The following is a 13,674-nucleotide window of genomic DNA, read 5'->3' on the forward strand; positions in this document are numbered from 1 at the left end:
ACTCAACGGTTAATGGCGAACTTCCAAGAAATAAGCACCGATCAGCAAGGAACTCGGGAAATCGCAGAGGTTTTTTACCGGGCATTAACCCTAACGGATCGATAACGACATCACCGAGTTCATTTTCTGTGAGCACAAGCGGATGTCTGTCGCCCCGCCCAAGATCCTTTTGGCCCTGAGCCTTGCAGCCATGACGGCAGCATTGGGCGGCTGCACGACGTATAAGCCGGCTCCGAAAGCCTTCAACGAGGCGACCATCCAGCCGTATACGCTCGATAGCGGCGACCGGCTGCGCATCACTGTCTTCGATCAGCAGAGCCTGACCAACACCTATACGGTGGATCAGGCCGGCTATATCGCCTTCCCCCTCATCGGCCAGGTCCCTGCCCGTGGCCGGACCTTGCAGCAGCTCTCGGGACAGATCGCCCAGAAACTGCAGCAGGGCTATCTTCGCGATCCCGACGTCACCATCGATGTCGATCGCTACCGCTCGATCTTCATCATGGGCGAAGTCGGCCAGCCCGGCCAGTATGCCTATGTTCCCGGCATGACCGTGCAGAACGCAATCGCGGTTGCCGGCGGCTTCACCAGCCGCGCCAACCAGAGCATGGTCGACGTGACCCGTAAGATCAACGGACAGGTGCTGACCGGCCGCATCAACATATCGGGGCCGATCATCGCCGGCGACACGATCTACGTCCGCGAACGGCTCTTCTGAGCGATGACGAAACAGAAGCCGCTCCGCATCCTCCATTGCTTCAGGTCGCCGGTCGGCGGGATCTTCCGCCATGTCCGCGATCTCGTCGAGGAGCACAGCAAGGCCGGTCATCAAATCGGCATTCTCTGCGACAGCTCGACCGGCGGCGAACACGAGGACAGCCTTTTCGACGATATCCGTCCCTATCTCTCGCTCGGTCTGACACGCGTGCCGATCCGGCGCTCGGTCAGCCCGTCCGATATCGCGACGATGTGGGATACATATAAGAAAATCAAAAGTTTGCGGCCGGATGTGCTGCACGGGCACGGCGCCAAGGGCGGCGTGCTCGCGCGACTTGCCGGCTCAGCCTTGCGGGTGAACAGGTATCGCGTAGCCCGCCTCTATACCGCCCATGGCGGAAGCCTGCATTATTCGCGCTCCTCCTTCACAGGACAGTTCGTCCTCAGGATGGAGCGCCTGCAGGAATATTTCACCGATGCGCTGGTCTTCATCTGCGAATATGAACGCGACACCTATGCGCGCAAGGTGGGCAAGCCACGGACGAAGACGCAACTGATCTACAACGGCATCGGCGAACGGGAGTTCGAACCGATCCACACCCGGTCGGACGCTGTGCACTTCATCTATGTCGGCATGCTCCGGGACCTCAAGGGTCCCGATCTGTTTGTCGATGCCTTCGCCAAGACCGAGCGGCTGCTCGGCCGGCCGCTTTCGGCGCTGATGATCGGCGACGGGCCTGACCGTGACCGCTACCGGGAAATGATGGTGGAACGCGGCCTCGGCAAGCGTATCGGCATGCTGCCGGCGATGCGCATCCACGAAGCCTTCGCCATGGCGCAGAACCTCGTCGTTCCCTCTCGCGCCGAAGCCATGCCCTATATCGTGCTCGAAGGGCTGGGCGCCGGCAAGACGATCATTGCAAGTCGCGTCGGCGGCATTCCCGAGGTGCTCGGCAAGCACAGCCCGGCCCTGGTGGAGCCTGACAATTCCGATGATCTCGCCCGCGTCATGGCGGAAGCGCTGAGCACGCCCGGCTGGCACGCCAGAACAATGCCCACGCGTGAAGCAGTAAAGGCCGTGTTTTCCTCGGCCGTGATGGCGCAGGATGTTCTGAAATTGTACCATGAGCTCGTCGATCCCGCGGCCAGGCAAGCAATGCCCGTCGCCTCGTAAATATTTCTTAGGGGCTTTCTGGTATTTCGCTTGCTGACAACGAGCGACAAAACCCCATGAACAAACTGGAAAAAGGCGATCAGTTCGACGTAGAAGCACTGCGCAGGCAGGTTTCCGATGTCGAGGCGCGCGGCGATGCGGCCGAGGAGAAATCTTCCGGGCCGATCGAGATCAATCCCTATGCTCGGCAAATCGCCGAACAGTTCCGCGACGGTCCGCAATCGCCCGTGATCATCATCGGTCAGTTGCGGCTTCTGGAATTCCTGGCGCTCTTCGCCATCGCCCTGATAGCCCACTATTTCTGGCCCGGCGATGGCAGCGATACCCCGCTGATGCGCGCCGGCATGGCGGCTATCGCTTCGGCCCTGACGGTCGTCGGTCTGCAGCTTGCCGACACCTACACCATCCCTGCGCTTCGGGCCAAACTCAGGCTGATGCCGCGCATCCTCGCCTCATGGACGATCGCGCTTATCCTGACTGCCGGCTTTTTCGCCCTGGTCCGCGGGACGACATGGGCGATGGTCGATGCCTATATCCCCTGGTTCGTGGCGGGCGCGCTCTTCCTTGCAGCCGAGCGTTTCCTCGTTTCCTACGGTATCCGCAACTGGGCGCGCAACGGCATCATGGAGCGGCGCGCCGTCATCGTCGGCGGCGGCGAACCGGCCAAGGAGCTGATCCGCATCCTCGAACAGCAGGCCGACAACGACATCCGCATCTGCGGCATCTTCGACGATCGCGGCGAGAAGCGCTCGCCGATCATGGTCGCCGGCTACCCGAAGCTCGGCACCGTGGCCGAACTCGTCGAATTCGTGCGGCTGACGCGCATCGACATGCTGATCATCGCTTTGCCGCTTTCGGCCGAGGCTCGCATCTTCGACCTTCTGAAGAAGCTCTGGGTGCTGCCCGTGGATATCCGCCTGGCCGCGCATGCCAACCGGCTGCGTTTCCGGCCGCGCGCCTATTCGCATGTCGGCTCGGTGCCGATGCTCGACATCTTCAAGAAGCCGATCCGCGACTGGGATTCCGTTGCCAAGCGCAGCTTCGACATCTTCTTCACCGTGGTCGCCCTTGCGCTGCTCTGGCCGCTGATGGTCGCGACCGCGATTGCCATCAAGGCGACCTCCGAAGGCCCGGTTTTCTTCATGCAGAAGCGTCACGGCTTCAACAATGAAGTCATCAACGTCTTCAAGTTCCGCTCGATGTATACCAACATGGCCGACCCCACAGGCAAGGCCGCGGTGACCAAAGGCGATCCGCGCGTCACCCGTGTCGGCCGCTTCATCCGCAAGACTTCGATCGACGAACTGCCGCAGCTTTTCAACGTGCTGCGCGGCGAGCTTTCCCTCGTCGGCCCGCGTCCGCATGCGGTTCTTGCCCAGGCACGTGACCGCGCCTTCGCCGATGTCGTCGAAGGCTATTTCGCCCGCCACCGCGTCAAGCCTGGTGTCACCGGCTGGGCGCAGATCAATGGCTGGCGCGGCGAAGTGGACAATGACGAGAAGATCAAGTTCCGCACGGCCTACGATCTCTATTATATCGAGAACTGGTCGCTCTGGTTCGATCTCAAGATCCTGTTCCTGACGCCGATCCGGCTGCTCAACACGGAAAATGCCTATTGAGCGCGATCGAGGCGACATATTCGCGTGTCGCCCAGCCGCAGCGGATGACGCTGCGCTTGATCGGCTCGGCCTTCGTCGCCTTCGGCGTCTTCCTTTCCGGCTTCGTCATCGACGAGCCCGCGCCTTATGAACTCTGGATGGCGGGGCTGATCGGTCTCTGGTTCATCCTCGGCCTGAAGATCTCGCGCAGCGTGGCGCCGCTGCTTGCCCTGCTCCTCACCTTCAATATCGGCGGCATGCTGTCGCTGACGCAGATGAAGGACCTGGCGACGGGGCCGATGTATATCGCCGTCTCGACCTTCCTGGCGCTGACGGCGGTCTTCTACGCGGCGATCATCGAGGACAGCCACAAGCGGCTGCCGCTGATCTTCAACGCCTGGGCCTTCGCCGCCGTCGCCACGTCGGCGCTCGGCGTGCTCGGCTATTTCCACGCCTTTCCCGGCTCCGAGGTGTTCACGCTCTACGACCGCGCCAAAGGCGCCTTCCAGGATCCGAACGTTTTCGGCCCCTTCCTGGTGCCGCCGTCGCTCCACCTCATTCACGGCATCCTTGTCGGCGACCTGAAGAAATCGCCATTGAAGGCCGTAGCCCTGCTGGTGATTGCGCTCGGTATCTTCCTGTCCTTTTCCCGCGCCGCCTGGGGCCTCTTTGCTCTCGGCGTGCTGCTGCTGATCTTCATCATGCTGCTGAAAGAGCGCAGCGGCGCCTTTCGCTTGCGAGTCCTGATCCTGTCGCTGGCGGCGATCATCATGCTGGTCGCATCACTGCTGGTGGCGCTGCAGATCCCGAAGGTCGCAGAACTGTTTTCGGCCCGCGCGCAACTGGTGCAGCAATATGACGGCGAGCATCTCGGCCGTTTCGAGCGCCACAGGATCGGCTTCACCATGATGATGGAGCGCCCGCTCGGCATCGGGCCGCTGGTGTTCGGCACGATGTTTCCCGAGGACGAGCACAATATCTGGCTGAAATCGCTGACCAGCTATGGCTGGCTCGGCTTCGTCAGCTATGTCGGCATGCTGATCTGGACGCTCACCATAGGCTTTCGCAACCTGCTGCTTGACCGGCCCTGGCAACCTTTCCTTATGATCGCCTGGATTTCCGTGCTCGGCCATGCGGCAATCGGCAACGTCATCGACATCGACCATTGGCGGCACGTCTATCTGCTCTTCGGCACGGTCTGGGGCTGTGTCGCGCTGGAAGCGCGGCACAGGCGCCGAAGCTCCGTGGCAGCGGCGTGAGGGCGGTCTATTTCGTCGCCCCTGCCGTCAAGCCGGCGATAAACCGCCGCTGGAAGATGAGATACGTCACGATCAGCGGGGCGATGACGATCACGGCACCGGCGGTCAGCACCGGCGTATTGACCGTGTAGCGCCCCTGGAAAAACAGCATGCCGAGAGGCAGCGTCCGATAGGCATCGTCATTGACCAGAATGAAGGGAATGAGAAACTCGTTCCAGGTCCATATGAACAGGAACAGCGCCAGTGTCGACATTGCCGGCACCATGAGGGGGACGACAATCTTGCGAAGGATGTAGAAGCGTCCTGCGCCGTCGAGGACCGCGGCTTCCAGAATTTCCTCCGGCAATTGCTGCATCGCGCTGGCGAGGAAGATCGTCGAGAACGGGATCGACATGGCGATCTGCGGCACGATCACCGCGGCATAGGTATTGATCCATCCGAGGTAGCGCATCTCATAATAAAGCGGGATGATGAAGGCCTCCGCCGGCACCATCATGCCAAGCGTCAGGATGGCGAACAGCGTGCGCCGGAGCGGAAAAGACAGGAAGGCGAAGGCGAAGCCCGTCAGCAGACCGAGAAAGACGCTGGCTGCGACGACCGGTATGACGACGATGATCGAATTCCAGAAGTAAATATTGAAATGCCCGGCATTCCACGCATCGAGGTAATTTTCGAAGTGCGGATATGCCGGCAGGGCAAAGGCACCCTTCAAAACGTCGGCCTTGCTCTTCACCGAGGTCAGAAGCAGAAGCAGGAACGGCGTGATCGTTACGAAAGCGAGAAGCCAGAGGAGAATGCGCAGGGATAGCGCACCGGCGGGGATATTGGATGAACGGCTCATCAAACCACCCCTTTGCTTTGTGAGCCCACGAACCGGTGAATGGCATAGTTGATAATGAATGTGAGAGCCGCGCCGACGATGGCGATGGCCGCCGCCGCGCCGAAGCGATTGAGCTCGAAACCGAGCTGATACATGTAGATGTTCGGCACGAGTGTCGCGTTCGCAGGCCCGCCGCGGGTCATCGTGAAAATCAGGTCGAAGCTCTTGATCGACGCGATGACGGTCAAAAGCAGCACCACTCTTATCTCAGGCAGGAGAAGCGGCAGCGTTACCCAGAAGAAGGTTTTGCGCGCCGAGGCGCCATCGACCTTGGCCGCGTCGAAAAGCGACGGGTCGATGCGCTGAATTCCCGTCAGGAAGATGACCATGCAGAAGCCGAAGAAATACCATGTCGCGACGATCCCGACCGCGGAAAGCGCGAAATTGAAATTGCCGAGCCAGGGCAGAGCGAACATGCCCAATCCCACAGCCCGCAGAAATTGATTGAACGGGCCGAAGGCGGGATTGTAGAGCCATGCCCAGATGATGCCCAAAACAGCCGTCGGCATGATGTAGGGCAGGAACAGGAACGTCCGCAGGGCGAGCTGTTCGCGCTGCTTCAGGTTCCAGACGCAGGCGGCAAGAGTGATGCCGAGCACGAGCGGCAGCACACAATAGAAGATCATCAGCTGGGCGTTGTTGCGCAAGGCAATATAAAAACGACTGTCGGAAAACAGATCGAGATAATTGCTGAGGCCAACCCATCTCGGCATGCTCACGCCGTCCCAGCTGGTCAGACTCAAGCCCAAGGCCGCAACGATCGGCCCGAAAACAAAAGCCGTATAGAGCAGCAGCCCGGGCAGCAGATAGATCAAATTGGTGCGTTGGGAACCATCGAGTTTGGAGCGTTTCATCCAGGACTCCGTCAAGCCAAAGCTATGGTCATCGCGCCGCAAGCCGAAATCGCCGTGCCCGTTGAACCTATATCCAGCAGAAACAGGCCACGGCCGCATGGCGAGCGGCCGTGGCCTGTGTGCAAACTCTTATTTCTTGTCCTTCAGGTAGGCCTGGTAATCCTTGTCCATGGCATCGACGAAGGCTTCAGGCGTAATATTGCCGGACAGCAGAAGAGGCGTGTTGTCGTCTATCGTCTTCAGCATCGTCGGGCTCGACCAATCGGGATAGTGGCCGAGAGCGTCGTTGGCATTGAGCGTCTTCCACATCTCGATACCGCTGGTGAGCAGCGGCGTGAGCTTCGGCTTTGCGTCCGCCGCCAGCGATGTTGCAGGAAGATAGCCTGCATTGGCCCAGGTTTCGGCAGCCTTCTCAGAAACCATGTAGTCTATATATTCGCCGGCGAGATCCTGGGTTGCCTTTTCCTTGGCAAGGCTCGTTATCGCCCAGGCAAGGTCCACGCCGCCGACACTCAACGGCTTGGAAACGCCTTTCGGGGCAGGAATGGCCATAAAGGCAATATCCGGATTGTGTTGCATATCCCCAAAATACCAGGTGCCGGAAATCAGGAACGCCCCCTGCCCCGATATGAACAGCTGGACGGCGTCGTCACCCGAGATGCCTTCGAAACCAGGGAAAAAATAGCCGCCCTGTGCCCATTGCTGCACGAGCTTGGCGGATTCGATATTCCCCTTGGTGTTCCAGGAGCCGCCCCTGCCGTAGATCAGATCATCAAGTTCGGCGCGATTGCTGGCATCGATATGCGCCTGCTCGATGGCGCCGATCATATGGAGCGCCAGATGCTGCTTCGCGGAGCCCATCATGAAGGGCGCAACGCCTTTTTCCTTCAGCTTATCAAGCCCGGCCAAGAGTTCCTCGAAGGTTTTCGGCACCTCGACTCCCGCGTCGGCGAGGATCTTCTTGTTATAGTAGAGGCCGACGATCTCGCCGAGGCCCGATATGCCGTAGGTCTTGCCGACCCCGAATTTTCCATCCTCCCAGCGGTCTCGGGCAAGGACGGAATCCGACTGGCGCTTATCCCAGCTGTATTTCTTGATGTAGTCGTCAACCGGCAACAGCAGGCCTTCCTTGACCATCGCGCCCATGTCGCCTGCGCCCTGGTTGACCTTGGTGACGACCGGGCCGTCGCCTGCCGAAACGGCAAGCTTCAGCGTCAGCTTCATGTCGTCGAAGGTGCGGGCGGTGCGTTTGATCGTGACGCCGGGATGGGCAGCTTCGAAGTCCTTGTTCAGCTGCTCGATGACCGCGCTCTGACCTTCATAGGTCTGGTCGTCCCATACCGGCAGATCGGCCGCGCGCGCGGCGGAAAGGCTGAAACTTACAAGCGCCGCGCCGGCAAGCGCGACGGCTGCTCTCAATTGGCATGCCGACAGTATGTTGATCGATTTCGCTCTTCTTTTCATGGGTTCCACCTTATTTGGTTTATTCTCCACTCCCCGTTCAGGCCTCGCGCCAAGCAGCGGCCGAACGTTTTCTTCCCCAGAGCTTTGCCGGGCCGGCGAATCTGAGGTAATCGTCAATGCATGAGCCTCCCTCGCAACCAGAAATGACAAAACGCCACGCAGGAGGTGGCAAAGTGATGGACAGCAACTGTTTCATCCGCCCGGCAACAGACGCGGACAGCGAGGCGCTTTTCGAAATCTGCCTGAAGACCGCGGACGGCGGCAAGGATGCCAGCGCCCTTTACAGCGACCCGCATCTGCCGGGCTACATCTGGTCGGTGCCTTATCTCAAGTTCGCCAAGGACTTTGCTTTCGTCCTGGTTCAGGACGGCCGTACGGTCGGCTATGTCGTCGGCGTGCCGGATACCAGCCGGTTCGACAGAGACCTGGAGACGAACTGGTGGCCGCTCGTGCGCCGGCAGATCGCTGGTCTTACGCCCGCCCGTCCGCGCGACGCCGACGTGATAGAGCGGATTCATAATCCGCGCAGCGGAACGCCGTGGCTTCAAGACGAATATCCCGCGCACCTCCATATCAACATCCTGCCCGGTCGGCAGGCGAGTGGTTGGGGACGCAAAATGATCAACGCCGAGCTGGAGGCGCTGAGGCAGCACGGGGTCAGGGCGGTGCATCTCGGTGTCGACCCCAAGAACGAAGCCGCGAGGGGATTCTACCGCCATCTCGGGTTCTCCGAGCTCGAGCAGGATGACGCGGTAGCCTTTGCCATGCGGATCGATGGAAGATCTGGCCAAAGCTGACGGCGCCGCAACGGTCATGACATCGCCTCCGCATTGGCTGCGTCCAACCCGTATTTCAGGACGACCGCGGCCGGCATGGCGCTCCAGCCCTGAAGCAGGGAACCGCGCCCATAAGGCGGGGAGAAATATTCCACCGCTCCGATCCAGCCATTGTCGAGGCAGGTTTCCCACCAGCGCGTCAAGGCGTAGCGTGCGCCTCCAAGTCCATGGCGAAGGCGTTCTTCGGCATAGGCGCCATCCCAATAGGGCCAGTCCGAGCCGTTGTGGTAGCGGTAGGGAAATGCTGTCTTGGATCGCAAATCACTCGGCCGCTTGAACGGCGGATAGACGCACATGACCCCCCAATTGCCATAGGGCTGCGCTTGATTGTTGCGCGTTTCCAGCTTGCTTTCAAAAGCCTTGAGCAGGCCGACGGCCTTCTGCTTGGAGATCGCGCCAAACCGGGACAAGGTCAGGCTGTCGAGCGCCAGATGATCCTCGACGAAGGCGCCGGGCGTTCCATAGTCCACATATCCGCCCGTTGCCGGCACGAAGAGCTTGTCCTCGATTTCCTGGCGGGCAAGATTGGCGGACTTGCCTGCACGTTCGGCAAGAGCCGGATCGTGGCCCTCGCCGAGCCTCGCCACCGCCTCCATGGCGCCGACGAAAAGGCCTAGATCGTAGGAGACGAGGCCCTCCCGATAGACGTTGTCGGCCCAGTCACGGTCGTTGCGCGGTTTGAGCGGCAGAACGCTGTCCGGCCCGGCCAGGCTGAGATAACGATCCGTGATTGCCTTAACGACCGGCCAATACCGCTCTACCTCCGCCGCGTCTTTGGTCGCGTCGAAATAATCGCTCAGAAAGAGAATGAAGAAAAGCGGGCTGTCAAAGTGATCGCTCCACCAGTCCTGCGGACGGTTGTGGTACTCCGGAACTGCCTTTTTGTGAATTTTGGGGTTGGCCTTGCTGTCGGCGACAAAGCGCTGCCATGCCTCTGACTGCGCCGGCCCCGTCAGGATCACGCCGCTCGGAGCTTCTCCATCCGGCTGCACCCCCTTGGCGAGCAGCCGGATTTCATCGCGCACCGCCTCCGGCGCAAGCGTCAGCAGAGGCTGCATCGTCCAATAGCCGTCGCGGTAATAGGTCCGCGCCGGGGCGCTATAGGCCTGCCCGGCAGCGAGACCGGCGAAGGTGCCGTTTTCATCGCGCCTTATGCTGGAAAGGGCGGCGTGCACGCCCTGGCTGACCATGCTGCGCATCAGCGGGTCGGCTTGCGGCGCCATATCGCAACGCGCCGCATATTCAGCGGCCTCCGCAATGATGGCTTCACCCGTAAGCCCCAAAGCCTTCTCGGCTTCGTCTCGCGAGGCGCCGACGGCAATCCGCAGATCGGAGGCCGAGACCTCCACGATCAGCACACCCCAGGCCATTTCGAACGTCTGCCGGTCACCGTCGCGCGTGACGCTTGCCCGAGCGCCTTCCCGGTCCGGCTCGTGCCACCAGGCACAACGACGCGCCGGATATACGCCCTGAAGGCGCACTCCTCTGATCAGCATCACCGGCAGCGACTGCGCAACGAATACGCCGCCATGTTTCGACAGGATGCGGTTCGGCGCATAGGTAAAAGGGCCGCCGATTTGAGAAAATCTCACGCGCCCCAGGCTGCCGGCGCCCCACAAAGCAAGATCGGCATATCCCTCCGGATGAACGTCCGCCTGAAGACGCGGCGCCATGACCGGCAGCAGAACGGTTTCATCGGAAGAAAGCTGTCCATCAGTCGAGGGCTTTATCATGAGCAGATCCCCGGCAGGAAAATCAAGGAGATATCAGGACGCGAAAGAGGAAGCGGCCAGATAGTCCTCTTCGGGCGATCTCGACGGGAGCGCGGCTAACCGGACGATACGTATGGCTCATAGTTTTCCTTGACCCTCTACGCCGTGCACATCATCGCACGTTCATTCCAACCTACAGGCCGACCCGCATTTGTCAAGGACATAGACAAATTGTCGGAGACGGTGTACCAAAGTCCGGGTTGTCGCGATAATTGCAACCCAATATGGCCCTCATTAAGTATGCGCTCCGAACTAATTGGAACGGGCTATCCGGATGGCAAAGACATCTCCTGTCACTCAGACTCCCATCGCACGAAAAATTTCCACGAATGCGGTGATCCGAACCGTTCTGGCGAACGGGTCAATCTCCCGCGCCGATATCGCCAAGCTGACCGGCTTGTCGAAACAGACGATTTCCGATGTCGTGCGCGACCTCGAAAATGACGGATGGCTGAAGCCCGTCGGGCAGACAGACGGCCGTCCGGGCCGGAATGCCATCACCTACGAGATCAATGCCAGAGCGGGCCTGGCGGTCTCCATCGATCTCGGGGGCACCAAGATCGCGGCGGCTGTTTGCGATCTCTTGGGAAATGTCGTTGCCGAAACCAAGGTACCGACCGACCCGCGCGGCGGAATGCATCTCGTCAATCAGTTCAGCGATCTCATCGCCGAGCTTGCGCTTGCGGCCGGGACGACCGCTGACAAACTCCGCCTCGTGGTTCTGGGCAGCCCCGGCGTGCTCGATCCGGTGACCGGACACATCAACGTGGCGCCGAACATCCCCGGCATCGACGCCATAAACCTGAAGCAGGTCTTCAGCGACAGAATGGGCATACCCGTCATCGTCGAAAATGACGTCAACCTGGCCGCGCAAGGGGAGCGCTGGCGGGGACATGGTGTCGAAACGGGCAATTTTGCTTTCATTGCTCTCGGAACGGGCGTCGGCATGGGCATCATCGCAAACGGTGCTCTGATGCGCGGCGCGCGAGGAGCGGCCGGCGAAATCGCCTATCTTCCGATCGGCGGAGATGCTTTCGATCCCGGCGGGTTTACGCTCGGCACTTTTGAGAGCGCGGTCGGCAGTGTCGCGATGCTGCGCCGCTACACCGGGTTCGGCGGACGCAACGCCTCCACCGTCGCCGATCTCTTCGCCGCGTTCAACGCAGGAGAAACAAGCGCCGTGGCCGCGATCGAAGAGACGGCCAGACTGGTGGCGGTCGCCATAGCCGCGATCGGAGCGACTCTCGACCCCGAGATGGTGATCGTCGGCGGCAGCATCGGCGCCAGACCGGAGTTGGCAGACGCCATCCGGCGTTTCCTGCCGCGCTGCACGCCCTACCCGCCGCGCATCGAGATCAGCCGATTCGGGAACCGAGCCTCCCTCATCGGAGGCGTGGGGATCGCGGTCGAGCGCATGCATGACGATCTGTTTGGCGTAAAATTCAGGGAAATCTGAAGAATGCACCGGCAGTTGAAGAGAGGCTGGCGCGCCACTTGAGAACTGTGTTCGATGCGCTAGATTTTCCGTCATGATAACGGCAACGCAGATACGCGGCGCACGCGCCATGATCGGGATGAGCCTCGAAGAGCTCGCCGCCGCAAGCGGTCTCACGCCTGAAACCGTTGCAGCGCTGGAAAAAGGCGAATGGATGGGTGAGCCGCATGCGTTACTCGACGTACGGGCAACGCTCGAGGCACAGGGCATCATCTTCCTGTCCAGCGGCAATCAGGACGAAGGCGGCCCCGGCATCCGGCTGCGCGCGCGCACCTCAAGCGATGACGGCATCCGGCCGGAAAACCTCAACGCCGCCAACGACGACTGACAGAACCGAACAATCAGAGATAGGTCTTGGCGAGGTCGGCGAGTTTGCCGCCGTCCTTCACGCCCTGCCTGTAGAGCTGAATGATCACCGCGCCGATCCGCTCGGCCTCCGGCGTCGTCTTGTTGAGACCGCGTTCATCGCAGACCTTGTCGAGCACCTGTGAGAGGAGATCGAGGTCTTCCGAAAAAAGCGGCAAATCATGGGGGTGAATTGACGATCGTAACATCACGCCACAGTTCCCTCCGAGGGCAAACGCACCTGACGCTTGCATCGCCGGACGCCCTCCGCAACCGACAATATCATCATTATGCGCGAGGGTCCGAACTTTAGCAACTGCGCAAATTTTCGATGGAACGATATTTTGCCCCGTGCGTTACCGCGGGGTTTTAAAGAGTATCAGTGAGTGCAGACGTGAGCGAAAAGCGCTTTCCCTCCCCCGTCCGGGTCCTTTCTCCAAACAGCAGCCTGATCGTTTCCACCGCCTGGGATGCCGTCGAATATCTCAAACGATGGCCGGCCAAGCGCGGGCGCGATTATCGCGTGGCTCTCCAACACTGCCTGGACGCGCTGGATGGGCTGCGCAGCCCGAGGGCAGCGCAGGCTTCCTTCGTCACAGCCGCGAAGAGGGCCGGATTGCTGATATGAAAGGTGCGGCGAGTTTCAAATCTGCCCGCCACGCGTCGAGCCCTTGATTTTCAAGATGTCGACATTGCCAAATGGTTGCGTAGTTTGGCGCGATCTCGCCTAGCTGTTGCGGCTGCTGGCGGCGAGCTGAGGGTGAACGGACCCTTCCATGATCACCTTGGCGGTGATCTCGATCACCTGCTCCTCGGCGAGTTCCGCAAGCGCGAGCGCCACTTCGCCCTCTGGCCAGCCGGCTTTGACAGCCTCATCCGACAGAGCCTGAAACGCGCTGGCGAGGGCCTGCCTGCAAGTTAGATTCTGCTTTATATCCGCCATGCGCTCGCACTGGGCCGTCTGGGACTGGGGTGATCTTAATCTACACCTATTCGCGAGAATGCGAAGAGGTTTCAGATCTTTTTCAGTCCAGAACTGGGTTATTCAGGCAAGAACCGGGTATAGCCTTAACGAAATACAACAAATACCTGACCCTCAAACTAGAGGAGTCCCAAAAAGAACTACAGGATTTGTGTGCGACTGCACTCTGGGGGAGTATTTCGTCGCGTTATTTATTTTAAATGGTCGGGGCGACTGGACTCGAACCAGCGACCCCTTGACCCCCAGTCAAGTGCGCTACCGGGCTGCGCTACGCCCCGACCTGCCGAAACGGCTTGCT

The 13,674-nt window shown here is 60.4% G+C and carries 14 protein-coding genes and 1 tRNA gene; 8 read left to right on the forward strand and 7 right to left on the reverse strand.

The features are described 5' to 3' along the window. The first annotated feature begins 142 nt into the window (after window positions 1-142). From ATY77_RS14910 to ATY77_RS14925, 4 genes are read left to right on the forward strand one after another with little or no spacing between them, the layout of a single operon-like run. A complete protein-coding gene (locus tag ATY77_RS14910; protein ID WP_010060356.1) occupies window positions 143-718 on the forward strand; it encodes a polysaccharide biosynthesis/export family protein in 576 nt (191 codons plus the stop codon). Between the two features lie 3 nt (window positions 719-721). Beyond that, entirely contained in the window at window positions 722-1,891 is a 1,170-nt protein-coding gene (locus ATY77_RS14915) for a glycosyltransferase family 4 protein (RefSeq protein ID WP_088687927.1), read from the forward strand. 56 nt (window positions 1,892-1,947) lie between these two features. Then, window positions 1,948-3,510 (forward strand): undecaprenyl-phosphate glucose phosphotransferase, encoded by a 1,563-nt coding sequence (locus ATY77_RS14920; RefSeq protein ID WP_088687928.1) that lies wholly within the window; start codon window positions 1,948-1,950, stop codon window positions 3,508-3,510. Beyond that, window positions 3,507-4,748 (forward strand): O-antigen ligase family protein, encoded by a 1,242-nt coding sequence (locus tag ATY77_RS14925; protein WP_088687929.1) that lies wholly within the window; start codon window positions 3,507-3,509, stop codon window positions 4,746-4,748. The genes ATY77_RS14920 and ATY77_RS14925 overlap by 4 nt, the downstream gene beginning before the upstream one ends. 7 nt (window positions 4,749-4,755) lie before the next feature. On the opposite strand, the gene ATY77_RS14930 is transcribed toward ATY77_RS14925, so the two are convergent. From ATY77_RS14930 to ATY77_RS14940, 3 genes are all read right to left on the reverse strand, one after another. Next, a complete protein-coding gene (locus ATY77_RS14930; RefSeq protein WP_088687930.1) occupies window positions 4,756-5,589 on the reverse strand; it encodes a carbohydrate ABC transporter permease in 834 nt (277 codons plus the stop codon). After that, window positions 5,589-6,482, reverse strand: coding sequence for a sugar ABC transporter permease (locus ATY77_RS14935; protein WP_088687931.1), 894 nt, complete (start codon window positions 6,480-6,482; stop codon window positions 5,589-5,591). The genes ATY77_RS14930 and ATY77_RS14935 overlap by 1 nt, the downstream gene beginning before the upstream one ends. A 129-nt stretch (window positions 6,483-6,611) precedes the next feature. Continuing rightward, window positions 6,612-7,946 (reverse strand): extracellular solute-binding protein, encoded by a 1,335-nt coding sequence (locus ATY77_RS14940; RefSeq protein WP_088687932.1) that lies wholly within the window; start codon window positions 7,944-7,946, stop codon window positions 6,612-6,614. Window positions 7,947-8,122: 176 nt separating this feature from the next. Here ATY77_RS14940 and ATY77_RS14945 point away from each other — a divergent pair, with 176 nt between their 5' ends. Continuing rightward, window positions 8,123-8,743, forward strand: coding sequence for a GNAT family N-acetyltransferase (locus ATY77_RS14945; RefSeq protein ID WP_088687933.1), 621 nt, complete (start codon window positions 8,123-8,125; stop codon window positions 8,741-8,743). Between the two features lie 14 nt (window positions 8,744-8,757). Here ATY77_RS14945 and ATY77_RS14950 read toward each other — a convergent pair whose 3' ends face one another. Further along, window positions 8,758-10,515, reverse strand: coding sequence for a glycogen debranching protein (locus ATY77_RS14950; protein WP_088687934.1), 1,758 nt, complete (start codon window positions 10,513-10,515; stop codon window positions 8,758-8,760). 313 nt (window positions 10,516-10,828) lie between these two features. Between ATY77_RS14950 and ATY77_RS14955 the strand changes: the two genes are divergently transcribed. Continuing rightward, the gene (locus ATY77_RS14955) at window positions 10,829-12,010 is read left to right on the forward strand and encodes an ROK family transcriptional regulator (protein WP_088687935.1); all 1,182 of its coding nucleotides are present in this window, start codon (window positions 10,829-10,831) and stop codon (window positions 12,008-12,010) included. A gap of 73 nt (window positions 12,011-12,083) precedes the next feature. Next, complete coding sequence (locus ATY77_RS14960; protein WP_088677194.1) at window positions 12,084-12,377, forward strand: helix-turn-helix domain-containing protein; 294 nt, start codon at window positions 12,084-12,086, stop codon at window positions 12,375-12,377. A 13-nt stretch (window positions 12,378-12,390) separates the two neighbouring features. Here the strand turns inward: ATY77_RS14960 and ATY77_RS14965 are convergent, their stop codons facing one another. Beyond that, the gene (locus tag ATY77_RS14965; RefSeq protein ID WP_088677193.1) at window positions 12,391-12,603 is read right to left on the reverse strand and encodes a hypothetical protein; all 213 of its coding nucleotides are present in this window, start codon (window positions 12,601-12,603) and stop codon (window positions 12,391-12,393) included. 185 nt (window positions 12,604-12,788) lie between these two features. Here ATY77_RS14965 and ATY77_RS14970 point away from each other — a divergent pair, with 185 nt between their 5' ends. Continuing rightward, complete coding sequence (locus ATY77_RS14970) at window positions 12,789-13,022, forward strand: DUF982 domain-containing protein (protein WP_088687936.1); 234 nt, start codon at window positions 12,789-12,791, stop codon at window positions 13,020-13,022. Between the two features lie 99 nt (window positions 13,023-13,121). On the opposite strand, the gene ATY77_RS14975 is transcribed toward ATY77_RS14970, so the two are convergent. Then, window positions 13,122-13,337 carry a hypothetical protein gene (locus tag ATY77_RS14975; protein WP_088687937.1) on the reverse strand — a complete coding sequence of 72 codons (216 nt, stop codon included), beginning with the start codon at window positions 13,335-13,337 and terminating at the stop codon, window positions 13,122-13,124. A gap of 240 nt (window positions 13,338-13,577) precedes the next feature. Continuing rightward, window positions 13,578-13,654: transfer RNA gene (locus ATY77_RS14980), tRNA-Pro, on the reverse strand. Between the last annotated feature and the right edge of the window lie 20 nt (window positions 13,655-13,674).

It is taken from the genome of Rhizobium sp. R634 (assembly GCF_002211305.1).
Classification (GTDB): Bacteria; Pseudomonadota; Alphaproteobacteria; order Rhizobiales; family Rhizobiaceae; genus Rhizobium.

Coding starts and splice junctions, on each gene's coding strand:
- ATY77_RS14910 (WP_010060356.1), top strand. CDS start 143: ATGTCTGTCGCCCCGCCCAAGATCCTTTTGGCCCTGAGCCTTGCAGCC.
- ATY77_RS14915 (WP_088687927.1), top strand. CDS start 722: ATGACGAAACAGAAGCCGCTCCGCATCCTCCATTGCTTCAGGTCGCCG.
- ATY77_RS14920 (WP_088687928.1), top strand. CDS start 1,948: ATGAACAAACTGGAAAAAGGCGATCAGTTCGACGTAGAAGCACTGCGC.
- ATY77_RS14930 (WP_088687930.1), bottom strand. CDS start 5,589: ATGAGCCGTTCATCCAATATCCCCGCCGGTGCGCTATCCCTGCGCATT.
- ATY77_RS14935 (WP_088687931.1), bottom strand. CDS start 6,482: ATGAAACGCTCCAAACTCGATGGTTCCCAACGCACCAATTTGATCTAT.
- ATY77_RS14940 (WP_088687932.1), bottom strand. CDS start 7,946: ATGAAAAGAAGAGCGAAATCGATCAACATACTGTCGGCATGCCAATTG.
- ATY77_RS14945 (WP_088687933.1), top strand. CDS start 8,123: ATGGACAGCAACTGTTTCATCCGCCCGGCAACAGACGCGGACAGCGAG.
- ATY77_RS14950 (WP_088687934.1), bottom strand. CDS start 10,515: ATGATAAAGCCCTCGACTGATGGACAGCTTTCTTCCGATGAAACCGTT.
- ATY77_RS14955 (WP_088687935.1), top strand. CDS start 10,829: ATGGCAAAGACATCTCCTGTCACTCAGACTCCCATCGCACGAAAAATT.
- ATY77_RS14960 (WP_088677194.1), top strand. CDS start 12,084: ATGATAACGGCAACGCAGATACGCGGCGCACGCGCCATGATCGGGATG.
- ATY77_RS14965 (WP_088677193.1), bottom strand. CDS start 12,603: ATGTTACGATCGTCAATTCACCCCCATGATTTGCCGCTTTTTTCGGAA.
- ATY77_RS14975 (WP_088687937.1), bottom strand. CDS start 13,337: ATGGCGGATATAAAGCAGAATCTAACTTGCAGGCAGGCCCTCGCCAGC.